This window comes from Candidatus Nanopelagicales bacterium (assembly GCA_037045355.1).
GTDB lineage: Bacteria > Actinomycetota > Actinomycetes > S36-B12.
The window spans coordinates 128,686-144,293 of record JBAOHO010000026.1; the positions used below are offsets into that span (position 1 = coordinate 128,686).

The 15,608-nt window shown below is 65.4% G+C and carries 16 protein-coding genes and 1 pseudogene; 6 read left to right on the plus strand and 11 right to left on the minus strand.

Translation table 11 applies throughout. The features are described from left to right. Window position 1 precedes the first annotated feature (1 nt). The 7 genes and pseudogenes from V9E98_13280 to V9E98_13310 form a co-directional block, all read right to left on the minus strand. A pseudogene (locus tag V9E98_13280) lies at window positions 2-637 on the minus strand (FAD-dependent oxidoreductase). A 1-nt stretch (window position 638) separates the two neighbouring features. Beyond that, on the minus strand, window positions 639-1,484 hold the full coding sequence (locus V9E98_13285) for an ABC transporter permease (GenBank protein MEI2717936.1): 846 nt from the start codon (window positions 1,482-1,484) through the stop codon (window positions 639-641). Beyond that, window positions 1,481-2,401, minus strand: a complete 921-nt coding sequence (locus V9E98_13290; GenBank protein MEI2717937.1) for an ABC transporter permease — start codon at window positions 2,399-2,401, stop codon at window positions 1,481-1,483. The genes V9E98_13285 and V9E98_13290 overlap by 4 nt, the downstream gene beginning before the upstream one ends. Window positions 2,402-2,405: 4 nt before the next feature. After that, window positions 2,406-3,581 carry an ABC transporter ATP-binding protein gene (locus V9E98_13295; protein ID MEI2717938.1) on the minus strand — a complete coding sequence of 392 codons (1,176 nt, stop codon included), beginning with the start codon at window positions 3,579-3,581 and terminating at the stop codon, window positions 2,406-2,408. A gap of 9 nt (window positions 3,582-3,590) precedes the next feature. Beyond that, entirely contained in the window at window positions 3,591-4,784 is a 1,194-nt protein-coding gene (locus V9E98_13300; GenBank protein MEI2717939.1) for a spermidine/putrescine ABC transporter substrate-binding protein, read from the minus strand. Between the two features lie 44 nt (window positions 4,785-4,828). After that, a complete protein-coding gene (locus V9E98_13305) occupies window positions 4,829-6,313 on the minus strand; it encodes a gamma-aminobutyraldehyde dehydrogenase (GenBank protein ID MEI2717940.1) in 1,485 nt (494 codons plus the stop codon). A 2-nt stretch (window positions 6,314-6,315) separates the two neighbouring features. Continuing rightward, on the minus strand, window positions 6,316-7,752 hold the full coding sequence (locus tag V9E98_13310; GenBank protein MEI2717941.1) for a gamma-aminobutyraldehyde dehydrogenase: 1,437 nt from the start codon (window positions 7,750-7,752) through the stop codon (window positions 6,316-6,318). A 174-nt stretch (window positions 7,753-7,926) separates the two neighbouring features. Here V9E98_13310 and V9E98_13315 point away from each other — a divergent pair, with 174 nt between their 5' ends. After that, window positions 7,927-8,388, plus strand: coding sequence for an Lrp/AsnC family transcriptional regulator (locus tag V9E98_13315; GenBank protein MEI2717942.1), 462 nt, complete (start codon window positions 7,927-7,929; stop codon window positions 8,386-8,388). Then, window positions 8,385-9,782 carry an aspartate aminotransferase family protein gene (locus V9E98_13320; GenBank protein ID MEI2717943.1) on the plus strand — a complete coding sequence of 466 codons (1,398 nt, stop codon included), beginning with the start codon at window positions 8,385-8,387 and terminating at the stop codon, window positions 9,780-9,782. Before V9E98_13315 ends, V9E98_13320 begins: the two co-directional genes overlap by 4 nt. A 56-nt stretch (window positions 9,783-9,838) precedes the next feature. Here V9E98_13320 and V9E98_13325 read toward each other — a convergent pair whose 3' ends face one another. Then, window positions 9,839-10,615: a sulfite exporter TauE/SafE family protein gene (locus tag V9E98_13325; GenBank protein MEI2717944.1), complete on the minus strand. Its 777-nt coding sequence runs from the start codon at window positions 10,613-10,615 to the stop codon at window positions 9,839-9,841. Window positions 10,616-10,633: 18 nt separating this feature from the next. Here V9E98_13325 and V9E98_13330 point away from each other — a divergent pair, with 18 nt between their 5' ends. Genes V9E98_13330 through V9E98_13345 form a run of 4 tightly spaced genes read left to right on the plus strand, consistent with a single transcriptional unit; the run spans window position 10,634 to window position 12,931 of the window. After that, the gene (locus V9E98_13330) at window positions 10,634-10,789 is read left to right on the plus strand and encodes a DUF4177 domain-containing protein (protein MEI2717945.1); all 156 of its coding nucleotides are present in this window, start codon (window positions 10,634-10,636) and stop codon (window positions 10,787-10,789) included. A gap of 17 nt (window positions 10,790-10,806) precedes the next feature. Continuing rightward, on the plus strand, window positions 10,807-11,250 hold the full coding sequence (locus V9E98_13335; protein ID MEI2717946.1) for a RidA family protein: 444 nt from the start codon (window positions 10,807-10,809) through the stop codon (window positions 11,248-11,250). Continuing rightward, window positions 11,247-12,098 (plus strand): hypothetical protein, encoded by an 852-nt coding sequence (locus V9E98_13340; GenBank protein MEI2717947.1) that lies wholly within the window; start codon window positions 11,247-11,249, stop codon window positions 12,096-12,098. The genes V9E98_13335 and V9E98_13340 overlap by 4 nt, the downstream gene beginning before the upstream one ends. Next, on the plus strand, window positions 12,095-12,931 hold the full coding sequence (locus V9E98_13345; protein ID MEI2717948.1) for an MBL fold metallo-hydrolase: 837 nt from the start codon (window positions 12,095-12,097) through the stop codon (window positions 12,929-12,931). Before V9E98_13340 ends, V9E98_13345 begins: the two co-directional genes overlap by 4 nt. A gap of 38 nt (window positions 12,932-12,969) precedes the next feature. On the opposite strand, the gene V9E98_13350 is transcribed toward V9E98_13345, so the two are convergent. The 3 genes from V9E98_13350 to V9E98_13360 form a co-directional block, all read right to left on the minus strand. Further along, window positions 12,970-13,755 carry a class I SAM-dependent methyltransferase gene (locus V9E98_13350; protein MEI2717949.1) on the minus strand — a complete coding sequence of 262 codons (786 nt, stop codon included), beginning with the start codon at window positions 13,753-13,755 and terminating at the stop codon, window positions 12,970-12,972. A 3-nt stretch (window positions 13,756-13,758) separates the two neighbouring features. Then, on the minus strand, window positions 13,759-14,433 hold the full coding sequence (locus tag V9E98_13355; protein ID MEI2717950.1) for a Crp/Fnr family transcriptional regulator: 675 nt from the start codon (window positions 14,431-14,433) through the stop codon (window positions 13,759-13,761). A 579-nt stretch (window positions 14,434-15,012) separates the two neighbouring features. Continuing rightward, window positions 15,013-15,567 (minus strand): hypothetical protein, encoded by a 555-nt coding sequence (locus V9E98_13360; GenBank protein MEI2717951.1) that lies wholly within the window; start codon window positions 15,565-15,567, stop codon window positions 15,013-15,015. Window positions 15,568-15,608: the final 41 nt, after the last annotated feature.

Sequence of the window (15,608 nt, forward strand, 5' to 3'; positions counted from 1 at the left end):
GGGACTCCGCCGCGCGGGCCAGGCCCCAACTCAGCCGGGCGGGATCGACCAGCCCGACGTCGGGGTCCCGGATCGCCCCTACGTAGGTGGGCGAGTCCACCAGGGCTCGGGTGTGGTCGCGGTCCAGCAACTCGAGGTCGACACCGTAGTCCTCGGCTTCGGCCATGCCGTCGGCGAGGTGCGCCAACTGGTAGTCCTCGGTGGCCACCCAGAGGTCACCGGTGTGCTCGTAGCCGCATTCGATGCCGTACTTCGTGATCGTGTCCTGGATCTCGGCGAGGTTCTGTATCCCCAGGCGGTGCAGTTCCGCGAATTCGTCCGGCCAGCGTGCGATGCCGTTGGCGTGGCCATGCGTGATGGACGCTGCGACGAATCCACCGTTGCGACCACTGGCGGCGTTGGCGATGCGGCCGCCTTCGATGAGCACGACGTCGTGCTCAGGGTGGCGTTCCTTGGCGCGCAGGGCCGTCCAGAGGCCGGTCAGACCGCCACCGACCACCACCAGGTCGCAACTGGTGCGCCCCTCCAATGGGTCGCGAGCGGCCGGGCGGTCGGACTGGGACAGCCAGAAGGGCTCGTGCCGGACATCGCGCAGTGCCGCGTGTGCGCGCTCGCCCGGTGCTGGGGCGAACGGCATGTCAGCCTTCCTTCTTCTTCCTGCTGGCCAGCTGACCGATGACGACGATCGCCAGCGCGATCATGAACATCGCGGTGGCGATGACGTTGGCCTGGGGCGGGATGCCGCGGGTGGCCGAGACGTACACGAATTTGGGGAACGTCGTGAACTGACCCGAGTTGAAGTTGGTGATGATGAAGTCGTCGAAACTCAGCGAGAACGCGAGCAGCGCGGCTGCCGCGATGCCAGGGGCGACGAGGGGCAGCGTGATGCGGCGGAAGGCTCCCCATTCGCTCGCATAAAGATCCATGGCCGCTTGCTCCAACCGTGGATCGAGGCTCGCCAATCGCGCCTTGACCGTGACCACGACGAAACTGATGCAGAACATGATGTGGGCGATGACGACAGTCGTGAATCCCAGCGGTACGAACATGTTGAGGAACAGGGCCAACAGCGATGAACCGAGGACAACCTCAGGAGTCGCCATGGGCAGGAAGATCAGCAGGTTCGTCGTCGAGCGGCCGCGGAACCGGTGGCGCACCAGAGCGAAGGCGATGAGGGTCCCCAGGATGGTCGCTACCGCCGTGACGACGGCCGCCACCATGATGGAGTTGACCACGGAACCGCACACCTCGGGGGCGCCACAGGGATTGAGCCAGTTCTCGAGTGTGAATCCCTGCCACACCAGGTTGGTGCGACCGGCGGCGTTGAACGAGAACGCGAATGTGTAGGCCACGGGAAGCAGCAGGTAGATGAATGCGATGACCGCGTACACCTTGATCGCGTTGCGCCCCAGCCACCCCCGGAACTTCTGCCCGGCTGACAGAGGTTTGCCCTCGACCGGTGCGGTTGACGTGGCGGCGCTCATACCAGGTCCTCCGTTCCGACCTTGCGGACATAGATCAGCACGAGAATCAGGATCGAGACCATGAGGATGAACGACAACACGGCAGCCGTCGGATAGTCGTTCACGCTGAGGAACGTGTATTCGATGCGGTTGCCGATCATCGTGTTGCTCGGTCTGCCGAGCAGCGCAGCGTTGACGTAGTCACCGGCTGCGGGGATGAACGTCAGCAGGGTTCCGGCGATGACCCCGGGTAGTGACAGCGGGAAGGTCACTTTGAAGAATCCGGTGGCCGGCTTGGCGTAGAGGTCCCCGGATGCCTCGATCAGTCGGCGATCGACTCGTTCGAGGCTGGCGTAGATGGGCAGGGTCATGAACGGCAGGAAGTTGTAGGTCAGGCCGGTGATGACGGCGAGTGCCGAGGGGTAGATGCCACCCGTGTCTCCCACGAGCCCGATGGTCCTCAGAACCGCCACGACGGGACCCTCGTCGGCCAGGATCTGGCGCCAGGCGATCGTTCGGAGGATGAACGACACGAAGAACGGTGCGATCACCATGACCAGCAGAAGGTTGCGGTATTTGCCCGCTCGGAACGCGATGGCGTACGCGAGCGGATATCCGATCAGAAGAGCAAGGATGGTCGCGATGGCTGAGTAGAAGAACGATCGGATGAGCGGGACGTAGTAGGTGTCGTCGGTCAGGGTTTCGGCGTAGTTGCTGAACGAGAAAGTCTGCTCGAACTGGCCCACCTCACCCCCAGGAACCGGTGTCTGCAGGCTCGTCAAGAACAGCGACACCAGGGGGATCACGAAGAAGATCCCGAGCCACAGCATGCCCGGGAGCATGAGCAGGTACGGAGCTAACTTGCCGCGTTTGTTCGGTGGCGGAGGCTTCTGGCGTTCGTCTTCGATCGTGTCGCCGATGGCCTGAGCGATAGCCATGGATTCAGCTCGCCACGAGTGCGTCAGGGTCGATCTCGACGCCGGCGTTGATGTCGTCGTTGCCGTTCAGCACGAACCCATGCGAAGCGGCCCAGGTCAGCCTCACCCGAGACGCGACCGGTTGCAGCGCTTGTGAGTTGAGGTTCTGGGCGAACACCTGGATGACTTCGCCGCTGGGTGTGCGGACCTCGTACTGGGTGGAGACACCGAGGAAACTGGTCGCTTCGACCACGCCGTCGACGAAGTTGCCGTCGGTCGGCGCGACAGCCGCGTCATCGAGACCGGCGATGTGGATCTTCTCGGGTCTTACTCCGACAAGCACCCTCGAGCCCGTGGCGGTGGACACGTCCCGCCCCAATCGGGACTTCGGCATGCGGAACCGGCCGTCCGGGTCCTCGAGCACCAGTTCTTCGCCATCGACCTCCACCACTGTCGCTGGGAAGAGGTTCGACTGGCCCAGGAAGTTGGCCACGAACGCGGTGTCCGGGGATTCGTACAACTGCGTGGGCGGGCCCATCTGCTCGATGATGCCGTTGTTCATGACGGCGACCGTGTCGGCCATGGTCATGGCCTCCTCTTGGTCGTGCGTCACGTGGATGAAGGTCAGTCCCACCTCGGTCTGGATGCGTTTGAGTTCCAACTGCATCTGGCGGCGCAGTTTGAGGTCCAGCGCGCCCAGCGGCTCGTCGAGCAGAAGTACTGCTGGGCGGTTCACGATGGCGCGGGCCAAGGCGACGCGCTGTTGTTGGCCGCCGGACAACTGGGTGGGTTTGCGGTCAGCGACCTGCGACAACTGGATCAACTCCAGTGCGTCGTCCACGGGCTTCTTGACGTCCTTGATTCCGCGGCGCTTCAGACCGAACCCGACGTTCTCGCGGATGGTCATGTGGGGGAAGAGGGCGTAGTTCTGGAAGACCGTGTTGACGGGTCGTTTGTACGGCTTCAGATGGGTGATGTCGGCATCGCCGATCCGGATTCGGCCCGCGGTCGGGTCCTCGAGTCCGGACACCATGCGCAGTGTCGTCGTCTTGCCGCAGCCCGAAGGCCCGAGCAGGGCGAAGAACGAGCCCTGCGGCACTTGCAGAGACAGGTCGTCGACCGCCTTGAAGTCGCCGAACGCCTTGGACAGGTTCTCGAGGAAGAGGTCCCCCTCGGCCTTGGTGATGTCGGTCTTCGCCATGCTCCCGCCTCAGCCCTGGATCACTCGGCCGAAGGATTCGGAGTACTCGGCCTGTTCCTCCGGGGTCAGGGGGCGGAACACCTGCGACTCGTTCAGGGTCGCGTCGCTGGGGAAGATCCATTCACTCTTGGCGAGTTCCGGATCGATCTTCATCATCTCTTCCTTGGCGCCCTTCACCGGACAGATGTAGTTGACGTAGGCGGCGACCTCGGCAGCGTTCTTGGGGTCGTAGTAGAAGTTCATCAACTCCTCGGCGCCCGTCTTGTTGGTCGCCGTCACCGGGATCATCAGGTTGTCCGACCACAGCGTGCCGCCGGTGTCGGGCAGGGCGAAGTCCCATTTGTTCCCGTTCTCGGCGTTGATCTGGAAGATGTCGCCGCTCCAACCGATCGCAGCATAGGCCTGCCCGTTGATGAGGTCTTCTTTGTACGAGTTGCCCTTGACCTGCTTGACCTGGCCGGAATCCACCTGCTGCTGCAGGACGTCGAGAGCCGCATTGAACTGTTCGGTGGTGAACGGCTCGTCGATGGCGACGCCCTGACTCATCATGATCAGCCCGATGGTGTCGCGCATCTCGGACAGCACGACGACCTTGCCCGCAAGTTCGGGCGCCCACAGGTCCTCGACGGTCCTCAGGCCGTTGGGGACCATCTCCTTGTTCCAGGCCAAGCCCCCGAACCCGGACTGCCAGGTCAGGGAGAACTTGCGGCCCGGGTCGAAGGCGACGTCCGCGAGCGCGGGCAGGATGTTCTTCTTGTTGGGAACGTTGGCTTCGTCGATCTCGGCGACGTATCCCTTCCGGATCCACTCACCAGCGAGCCAGTCGGTCAGCGTGACGATGTCGTAGCCGATGTTCTGGCCGTTCGCCAACTGGGGCGCGACCTTGCCGTTGAACGAGACGTTGTCCTCGATGTCCTCGCGGTACTCGACCGTCTGGCCCGATTCCTTCTCAAAGCGCTCCAGCGTCGGGTAGCTCTTCGTCTTGCCGTCGTAGTCGAGGTACAGCGTCCAGTTGGCCCAGACGATCGTGTTGCTGTCGCCACCGCCCGAGGCGGCGGGCGAGGATCCGGAAGTACTACCGCCGGTGCCGCAGGCGGCCAGGCCGGCGGCTGCTCCGGTGGCGCCCACAGCGGCCAGGAAGTTGCGGCGGGACATCGCCTGACGCAGGGCTTCGATGCGCGGATCAGGATGCTTCTCGGTCACGGTTCTCTCCCTGGGTGTGGGTGTGTTGCCAACTTAGCCGGGGTTCAGCCCGGGTTGCTGAAGATCGTGCGATGCCATTCCTTGCGGGCGGTCCCCGTGATGTCCATCGACACATGCTTGATCTGGGTGTACTCCTCGAAGGAGTACAGGCTCATGTCCTTGCCGATCCCGGATTGTTTGTAGCCGCCGTGCGGCATCTCCGAGACGATCGGGATGTGGTCGTTGATCCACACGCAGCCGGCCTCGATCTCACGCGAAGCGCGATGGGCGCGCACGACGTCCATCGTCCAGGCCGACGCGGCGAGGCCATACGGGGTGTCGTTCGCCAGGCGAAGTCCCTCGTCGTCGCTGTCGAAGGGAAGCGCGACGAGGACCGGTCCGAAGATCTCCTCCTGCACGATCTCGCTGTCCTGAGCGGCATCGGTGATCAGGGTCGGGCGGTAGAACGACCCCTCGGGCAGGTCCTCGGGAGCTGAGCCCCCGCAGGCCACTGTCGCCCCTGCCGCGACCGCGCGCTGCACCATGCCCGCGACTTTGTCGCGTTGCGCCACAGAGATCAAGGGACCCAGATCGGTGTCGGGCGACGAGGTGTCGCCGAGAACCACCTTGTCCATCACTGTGGCGACTCCGGCGACAAAGTCGTCGAACAGGGAACGGTGTACGTAGGCGCGGGTGGCTGCCGTGCAGTCCTGGCCCGTGTTGATGAGAGCTCCCGCGACGGCTCCTTGGATCGCTGCGTCCAAGTCGGCGTCATCGAACACCAGGAACGGCGCCTTGCCGCCGAGTTCCAGATGCGCCCGTTTGAGTGATGCCGTCGCCACCTCCGCGACGCGGTGGCCGACCTTGGTGGACCCGGTGAACGAGACCATTCGGACCGTCGGGTGGGCGACGAGCGCCTCGCCCACTTCGGGGCCGGTGCCAGTGAGAACGTTGAACACGCCGTCGGGCAAGCCGGCCGCCGTGGCATCTTCCGCGAGCATCAGGCTGGTCAGGGGCGTGAGTTCGCTGGGTTTCAGCACGATCGTGTTGCCGGCCGCGACGGCGGGGAGCATCTTCCACATGGCCATCTGCAGCGGGTAGTTCCATGGCGCGATGGAACCGATGACCCCGACGGGTTCGCGCCGGATGGTGGAGGTGTGATCGCCGTCCCATTCCGCGGCGGCGCTGCCCTGCAACTGCCGAGCCGCCCCCGCGAAGAACAGGGCATTGTCGATGGATCCCGGCACGTCGAAACCGGTGGCCAGACGGATCGGTTTTCCCGCTTGTTCCGACTCGACCTGGGCGTACTCATCGGCACGGGCGCGCATACGGTCGGCCAGAGCCAGCAGCGCCTCGCTGCGGACGACCGGGGGAACGCGTGACCATTCGGCGAACGCTGCCGCCGCGGCTGAAACCGCCGTGTCCACATCCGATGCGTCGGCCAGCGTTACGGAGGCCACGGTGCGACCATTCGCAGGGTTGGTCACGTCGAGCTTCTCGCCGGAACTACCTTCGCCGGCGCGACCGGCGATCCACTGGCCGTGTGCCACCGTCACTCCTCGATGGCGGACATGACGTGCTTGATGCGGGTGTAGTCCTCGAGTCCGTACATCGACAGGTCCTTGCCGTAGCCGGAGTGCTTGTAGCCTCCGTGCGGCATCTCCGCCACGAGGGGGATGTGAGTGTTGATCCACACGGTGCCGAAGTCCAGGGCCTTCGCCATGCGCAGCGCCCGGCCGTGGTTCTCCGTCCAGACACTCGACGCGAGTCCGTACTCGACGCCGTTGGCTTTCTCGACCGCGTCGGCCTCGTCATCGAACCGCTGCACAGTCATCACGGGACCGAAGATCTCGTTCTGAACGGCTTCGTCCTTCTGGTTCAGGTCGACGACCACTGTCGGGTCGATGTAGAAACCCCGGTCGCCGGGCCGCACGCCTCCGGCAGCGACAGTCGCGTGGGCCGGGAGACGTTCGATGAAGCCCATGACCTTCTCCATCTGGGCTTGGTTGTTCAGAGGGGGAACGAGCGCGTCCTCGTCTTCCGGGCCACCCTCGAAGGTGGTCTTGGTGTTCTTGGCCTGTTCGGCGAGGGCGGCCACGAACTCGTCATGAATTCCGCTTTGGGCCAGGACCCGCGTCGCAGCGGTGCAGTCCTGCCCGGCGTTGAAGTAGCCGGCGACGGCGAGCCACTCCGCCGCCTTGGCGGCGTCGGCGTCGTCGAAGACGACCACGGGGGCCTTTCCGCCCAACTCCAAGTGCACCCGCTTGACCGACTTCGAGGCCTCTTCGGCGACCTGCATGCCGGCTCGCACAGACCCGGTGATGGCCACCATGTCGATGCCGGCGTGGGAGACCAAGGTCCGCCCGGTGTCCCGGTCGCCGGTGATGACGTTGAACACGCCGGGGGGCAGAATCTCAGCCTCGGTGATCAACTCGGCCAGCCGCGCTGTCGACACGGGGGTGGTGTCCGAGGGCTTGAGGATCACGGCGTTGCCCGCTGCGATGGCAGGGATGAACTTCCAGATCGCCATCATCAGGGGGTAGTTCCAGGGAGTCACTTGCCCGATGACGCCGACCGGTTCGCGGCGGATCATGGACGTGAATCCGCTCATGTATTCACCGGCTGAGCGACCCTCGAGCACGCGCGCCGCACCGGCGAAGAACCGAACTTGGTCGACCATCGGCGGGATTTCCTCGGCCATGGTCACGGGGATCGCCTTGCCGGTGTTCTGCGACTCGAGCCGGACCAGGTGGTCGGCGTTGCTCTCGATGAGGTCCGCGATCTTCAAGATGGCTGCTTGCCGTTCGCCGGGCGTCGTGTCCCGCCATGAGAGGTAGGCCGCGCGAGCCCCGGCAACCGCCTTGTCCACGTCTGCAGGCGTGGCGATGGGAGCACCGGCGAATACCTGTCCGGTCGTCGGGTCCACGAGTTCGAGGTCGTTGCCGTTCGCGGGAGCCACCTGGCCGTTGATGACACTGTTCACCTGCATTGATGCTCTCCTGCTTCATTCGCGGTCGGTCTCAGGGCGCGAGGCGAGTCACGTCGATGAGTGATCCACGTCACCCTAAGTGCGTAGCGGCATCCTACGGTATTAGTGAAAGAGATTGCCATCCCGCTACGGAATACGTTGCGAAGACCCCGCTCAGTAGTCCAGACTCGGCAAATGGCTCAAACTTCGCCCGTCCAGTTGGACGACGTGAACCGGGCGATCGTCAAACTGCTGCAAGAGGACGGTCGGCGTTCGTACGCCGACATCGCCAAGCAAGTCAGTCGTTCCGAGGCAAGTGTGCGGCAACGCGTCGCGCGACTGATGCGCGCCGGAGTCATCCAGATCGTGGCCGTGACCGACCAACTGCAGATGGGTTACGCCCGAGCTGCCATGATCGCGATCCGGGTGGATGGCGACGTCGAGGCGGCGGCACAGTTGATCGCCGCGATCGACGAGGTCGATTACCTCGTCGCCACCGCCGGCGGCGTGGACCTCTTCGCGGAAGTCGTTGCCGTCGACGATCAGAATCTGTACGAGGTCATGGCGCGCATCCGGGCAGTCCCCGGGGTACGGCATGCCGAAGGTTACGTCTATTTCAAACTGCACAAGCAGACCTATCAATGGGGAGCGCGATGACCAGCACGCCGCAATATGTGACCGAATCCGGATCTGATCCGCTCGCCGAAACCGCTCGCGACCACCTGTGGATGCACTTCACCCGGCACTCGACCTACGAGCAGGGTGGACATGTGCCGGTGATCGTCAAGGGCGACGGTGCCTACGTGTGGGACGACCAAGGTCGCAGGTATCTCGACGGTCTCGCGGGTCTGTTCACGGTGCAGATGGGGCATGGCCGTACCGAGTTGGCTGAGGCAGCGGCGGCCCAGGCGAAGGAGTTGGCGTTCTTCCCGATCTGGTCCTACGCCCACCCGCAGGCCATCATGCTGGCCGAGCGACTCGCAGACATGGCTCCCGGGGACCTCAATCGCGTCTTCTTCACTTCGGGTGGGGGCGAAGCAGTCGAGACCGCCTGGAAGCTCGCCAAGCAGTACTTCCGCCTGACCGGCAAACCGCAGAAGTACAAGGTCATCAGTCGCAACGTGGCCTATCACGGCACTCCCCAGGGGGCTCTGTCGATCACCGGCATCCCGGCCGCGAAGGAGGCCTTCGAGCCGCTCGTGCCCGGCACCCACAAAGTGCCCAACACCAACTTCTACCGGGCAGCCGAATACGGCGACGACATCGAGGCATTCGGACGCTACGCGGCCGACCGCATCGCCGAGGTGATCGAGATGGAGGGGGCCGACACAGTGGCGGCGGTCTTCATCGAGCCGGTCCAGAACTCCGGAGGCTGCTTCCCACCGCCGCCCGGATACCTGCAGCGGGTCCGCGAGATCTGCGACCGGTACGACGTTCTGTTCGTGGCCGACGAGACCATCACGGCGTACGGACGCATCGGTGACATCTACGCCACCAAGCGATTCGGGGTGGTGCCGGACATCATCACCTCGGCCAAGGGGCTCACCAGCGGGTACTCGCCGTTGGGCGCGATGGTCGCGAGCGAGCGATTGTTCGAGCCCTTCAAACACGGCCAGAACTCGTTCCTGCACGGCTACACGTTCGGTGGGCACCCCGTGTCCGCGGCGGTCGCCATGGCGAACCTCGACCTGTTCGAGAAGGAAGGGATCTTCGAGCACGTTCAGACGAACGAAGTGAACTTCAAGGCCGCGCTCGATCGGTTGAACGATCTGCCCATCGTCGGTGACGTCCGCGGCGCGGGTTACTTCTACGGGATCGAGTTGGTGAAGGACAAGACGACCAAGGAGACCTTCAACGAGGACGAGGCCGAACGGCTGCTGCGCGGCTTCTTGTCCAAGGCCTTGTTCGATGCAGGTCTGTATTGCCGCGCCGACGATCGCGGCGACCCGGTCATCCAGCTGGCCCCGCCGCTGATCATCGGTCAAAAGGAGTTCGACGAGATCGAGGGGATCTTGCGCTCAGTGCTCACCGAAGCATGGAACATCCTCTGACTTCGCAGATCTGACCTCCGACCGGGCCCCCGGCCGGACCCCGCCCGACGGGCGCCTCAGAGGTTGAATGCAGCCTGCATCAGGGCCACGGCTGCCGTGATCACCAGCATCACCAGCACGATCAGGCGGAATCGGACCGGATCGAGTCGGTGGAAGACTCGATTGCCCACCACCCATCCGGCCAGCAGCATCGGCACCGAGATGGCAGCGGCGATCAGCGCCTCCCCCGCGACCTGACCGCCGGCCACCAGCAGGGCGACCGCGGCCAGCCCCTGAGCCAGGAAGACGGTGGACAAAGTCCCTCGGAAGGGCCGGGGGGGCATCCCCATGGCCTGAAACGACACGACCAGCGGTGGTCCGTTCATCCCGGTGCTGGTCAGCAGGGCTCCGCTCGTCACACCCACCCCGACCTCGGTCGCGCGGCTGGTACGCAGCGTTGCCCCGGAGGCAACCAGAGCGGTGGAGATCAGCAGAACGACTGCGATCACCGCTGTCAGCAGCCGGGCTGGGACTTGGGTCAGTACCCACAGTCCCAGTGGCATTCCGACGATTCCGGAGAGCGTGAACACCACCACTTCACGCCATCGCACGTACTCCCAGTCGTCGCGGATCACGGCTGCGCTGATCATGAGGCTCGCCACGGTGGTCGCGACGACGGCGGGGACTGGCTCCACCACCAACGCCAACAGCGGCACGGCAACGAGTGCGAATCCAAATCCGGTGACGGTCTGGATGACGGTGGCGAGGAGGAAGATCAGGGCCACACCGAGTAGTTCCGGGCCGGCCACGCCGTCATCATTCCACGACATCACTGACGAGCCGCCCGGCGTCATCGGCACTACAGTCGGTCCATGACCAAGTGGGAGTACGCGACAGCACCGGTTCTGATCCATGCCACCCAGCAGATCCTCAACAACTGGGGACTGGACGGGTGGGAACTCGTTCAGATAGTCCCCGGCCCCAACCCGGAGAACGTGGTGGCCTACTTCAAGCGGCCGGTCCAATGAGCCGCGTCGAGGAGCGAATGGCCGAACTCGGCATCGAACTCCCGCCGGCGCCGAAGGCGCTCGCCGCCTACGTACCGGCAGTTGTGACCGCCGACTGGGTGTACACCGCCGGACAACTCCCGTTGCGTGGCGGTGAACCGATCGCCACAGGACTGGTGGGCGGGGATGTCTCGGCCGAGATCGCTGCGGACTGTGCCCGCCAGTGCGCGCTCAACGCGTTGGCCGCCATCAAGGGCGCTGTGGAGGATCTCGATCGAGTCGAACGCATCGTGAAGGTCACCGGATTCGTGGCCAGCGCCCCGGGATTCTCGGGCCAGCCGTTGGTGCTCAACGGAGCAAGTGAACTGCTGGCCACCGCAATGGGTGACAGGGGTGTGCACGCTCGATCGGCCGTCGGAGTGGCCGTGCTCCCGCTGAATGTACCGGTCGAGGTCGAGGTCATCGCACGATTGCGTGGGTGACCATGCACGTAGAGCGGCCGAGTGTGACGATCCCGGAGGAACTCACCCGTCGGGCCCGACTTGTCGCCACTGGGGCAGACGAGTGGCGGATCCCGCCCGCGGCTGACGCCGCCACGGTCATCCTTCTGCGCGAACAGGGGTCTCGGCTCGAGGTGTTCCTGCAGCGCCGCGTCGGCCGTATGAAATTCGCCCCGGGGATGTACGTGTTCCCCGGGGGGAGAGTGGAGGAGTCGGACGTGTGGATTCCCTGGCGCGGCCCAGTGGACGAACCGTTCCCGATCGCCGACGGTGCTGGGGTCACGGCAACCTACCGTGCGCTCACAGCCGCCGGAGCCAGAGAGACCTGGGAGGAGGCGGGCACGATACTTGCCAGCACGGGCGACGCTGGACGCGAAATGCCGGTCAGGGACCGCCCCGACTCCGCCGACGCGGACTTCGAGGAATGGTTGTTGGCGAACGGTTACCAGGTGGTCGGCGAGACTCTGCCGGCTTGGACCCACTGGATCACACCAGAGGTGGAGTCGCGCCGATTCGATACGAGGTTCCTGGTGGCCCGGTTGCCGGACGGTCAGGATGCCGTGGATCGCGGCATGGAGTCCGACCACTCATCCTGGTTCACGCCTGGTGAGGCTTTGGACCGGATGCGGTCCGGCGTCATGCCCATGTTGCCGCCCACGTCCGACGCGTTGGCGCAGCTCGCGGACTTCGACACGGTGGCGTCGGTGCTGGCCGAAGCCGCTCAACGCCGACCGCGTCCGTGGCTGCCCCGCCCGGTGTTGACGGGCCGCGATCGGATCGACTGGGTTCTCGTCGACGCGTACACCGATGCACCCGTCGGAACGGCATGACTCGCGGTCCGGCTGTCATCGGCTCGTTGGACCCCTGGGAGTCGGGGCAGGTGCTTGCGACCGCCGAGTGTGTGCTGGCTCCCAATGCCTCGCCCATGACTCTGGACGGCACCAACACGTGGGTCCTCGGGGCCTCCGGATCTCCCGCGGTGATCATCGATCCTGGGCCGGCCGACGAACGACACCTGAACGCTGTCATCGGGGTCCTTGACCGTCGCGAGCAGAGACCCGCGCACATCTTGTTGACGCATGGCCATGCCGATCACTCCGAGGGCGCCCGTATGTTCGCCGAACGACTGCGGGTCGGTGTGCGCGCGTTGGACCCCCACCATCAGTTGGGGTCCGAGGGCTTGAGTGGGGGGCAGGTCATCTCGATCCCTGACCTCGAACTGAACGTGGTGGCCACGCCCGGGCACAGCTCTGATTCGTTGAGTTTCCACCTGGTGGCCGAACGGGCAGTGCTCACCGGTGACACCCTGCTCGGCCGCGGCACGACAGTGGTCGCTTGGCCCGATGGCTCTCTGGCCGCCTACCTGTCTTCGCTCGCCACACTGCGGATGCTGACCGAGACCCACGACCTCGGTCATGTGCTCCCGGGACACGGACCCGCACTGCGGGACCCCGCTCGCGTGATCGGTGACTATCAGCAGCATCGAGAAGAGCGACTCGACCAGGTGCGTGCGGCCATCGAGGCCGGTGCGGCGTCGGTCGCCGATGTCGTGGCCATGGTGTACGAACCTCTTCCCCCCGGCGTCTACCCGGCGGCGTATGCGAGCGCGGCGGCGCAGTGGGAGTACCTGACCGACCGTTCACCCCAACACCCCGCAATGTGACACTCCACCGTGTTACCGCTCGGTTCGACCGATGAGTGTCAGGCATCCTCCGGGCGGCGCGCGATTACGCGAAGCCGCACGTAGTCCGCGTACCAGCGGTCCGTGGTCGCGTCGTGGAGAACTGGTGCCAGCAGTCCGCAAGTGTCGGATATGACGGTTCGCTGGACCTCGGCAGGGACATCGAGGGAATCCAGGAATCCTTGGCGGAACGTACGCAGCCAGTCCGCCATGTCCCCCGGAAGTAGCGTCTGGCGCGGGACGAGTTCCGCGTCGATGTCGATGAAGCCGGCCCCGGCGAGGACGCCGTGGTACTGCTCGACCGTGGGGTAGTACTGGCCGGGATCCGCGCCGTCGAATCCGTGGCCGGCCAGGCTGGCCGTCAACGCGGTACGGATGGCCGCGATGTTGCCGAACCCGCCGAACTCGGCCGCCAGGCGACCGCCCGGACGCAAGGCGATGAACATCGCCCGGGCCACCGCGTTCGGGTGCAACATCCAGTGCAGCGCGGCGTTGGAGAACACGGCGTCGAACTCGCCGGCAAACTCCATGTTCTGCGCGTCACCAACACGCGCGTCGATCCCGGCCGCACCAGCGACGGCGACGAGTTCGGGTGACGAGTCGATGCCCGTCACCTGTGCCCCCATGGCGACGATCCGTTGGGTCAGGGCCCCGTCCCCACATCCCACGTCGAGAATCCGTTCGCCGGGACGGGGATCCAGCAGGCGCAGGATCACGTCACCGTGGGCGCTGACGAACCGCCCGTGACTGGCGTAGTCGTCGGCGCGCCACCGGCTGGTGGGGTTGATGTCGCGGGGGATGGGCACCGCTCAGCGGGACCGGCGCTGCAGCCGCTCCAGGTCGATGAGGATCACCGACCGGGACTCCAGGCGGATCCATCCGCGGGACGCGAAGTCGGCCAAGGCCTTATTGACGGTCTCACGAGAGGCACCCACCAACTGGGCGAGTTCCTCCTGAGTCATGTCGTGGGTGACGCTGACACCACCCTCGACCGGGACTCCGAACCGTTCCCCGAGGTCCAACAGCGCCTTGGCGACCCGACCGGGAACATCGGAGAAGACGAGGTCCGACATGGCTTCGTTGGTGCGGCGCAACCGTCGCGCCAGTGCGGTCAGCAGTGCCTCGGCCACCTCGGGGCGCCCCGAAAGCCACGGACGAAGGGCGTCATGGCCCACTTCTCGCGCGACCACGTCGGTCAGCGCAGTAGCCGTCGCGGCTCGGGGACCGGGGTCGAACAGGGACAGTTCACCGATCATCTCGCCGGGGCCGATGACGGCCAAGAGGGCGTCGCGGCCGTCCGCCGAAGCGGTGCCGAGTTTGATCTTGCCCTCTTCGATCACGTAGAGACGATCGCCCGGGTCGCCCTCGCGAAACAGGATCCCGCCCTTGGCGAGCCGGACCACGTTCGTGGCCGCGCGCAGCGCAGCCGCCGCCTCCGGGTCGAGTGCCGCGAACAGGGGTGCCTGCATGAGCACGTCATCCACGTGTTCCACACCTTTCATCTGGCACTTCGTGCGCCACTTCCTCCGGCACCTCGGGCGCCACTTCCTCCGGCACCTCGGGCGCCACTTCCTCCGGCACCTCGGGCGCCACCGTCCGGCACCTCGCGCACCACTTCGGCAGGCACCTAGTCCAGCGCGCTTCGTCCGCCACCGCACTCGTCTCCGGGCACCACACCTTCGGTGCTCCGGCCCGACCTTCGGGGGTTCGGGCCCGACTTTCGGGATTTCGTCCCGACTTTCGGGATTTCGAGACGGTCACCGGGCACTGCGCCAGGGTCGTCGCCACCGGTGCCAAGTGTGGCGCAGATCGCATGCCTATGCAGGGCACAACCGGGGCAAAGTGCCCATCTGAGCCCAATAGCCTACGGATTCAGTAGGTTTCGTCCCACTTCTTGCTCCACCAAGGGCGTCCTGCTCCGCCAAGGGCGTCCTGCTCCGCCAAGGGCGTCCTGCTCCGCCAAGGGCGTCCTGACTCCGCCAAGGGCGTCTTGGTCCAGAGGGTGTCTTGGTCCACCAAGTGCGTTCGTCGCCGGAACTGCTCCGAAGACCGGTGCATCAAGCTTAGGCCGAGGCGAGCCTTTCGTGCAGGGCTGTGAGGGCCAGGCTCGGGGTCTCGCGGTACCGGGCGATGAGTTCCTGTGTCGCCTCGTCGATACGGCGATGCAGTTCGTGGCGATACTCGCTCAGCTCTTTCTCGGCCTGCTGCAGCTGCGCGACGAGCAGGGCGCGATCGTGCGGGTCATCGGGTATGACGCGGTCCCAGAGTTCGGCGAGATCCGGTAGAGGTGGCAGTGAGTTCACCGAGTCCACGCGGAGCGCAGCCAACCGTCGGTGAGAGGAACGCGAGTCCGCCAGGACCCGGGCCAGACCCTCACCTCGATCGCCGGGACGATTCTTGGTCGTGATCAGATCGATCCGCGCCTGGACGATCCGGCGCCAATACGACACTCGCGACTCCTCGTCACCGAGTCCGGATCTCATCCGCCGGAGGTCGGCGAGATCCACATCGACGAACGTGGGGTTGAGTTTGGGCGGTTCCCGATGGGTCCGCCGGCCGACACCTTCGCTGCCTTCCGTGCTGCGCGGGGACGGGAACTCCAGCCGTTCGACCCTCATGGTGGCCCCCCTCGAGGTTCTCTCCGTCGTAGTCATCAGCA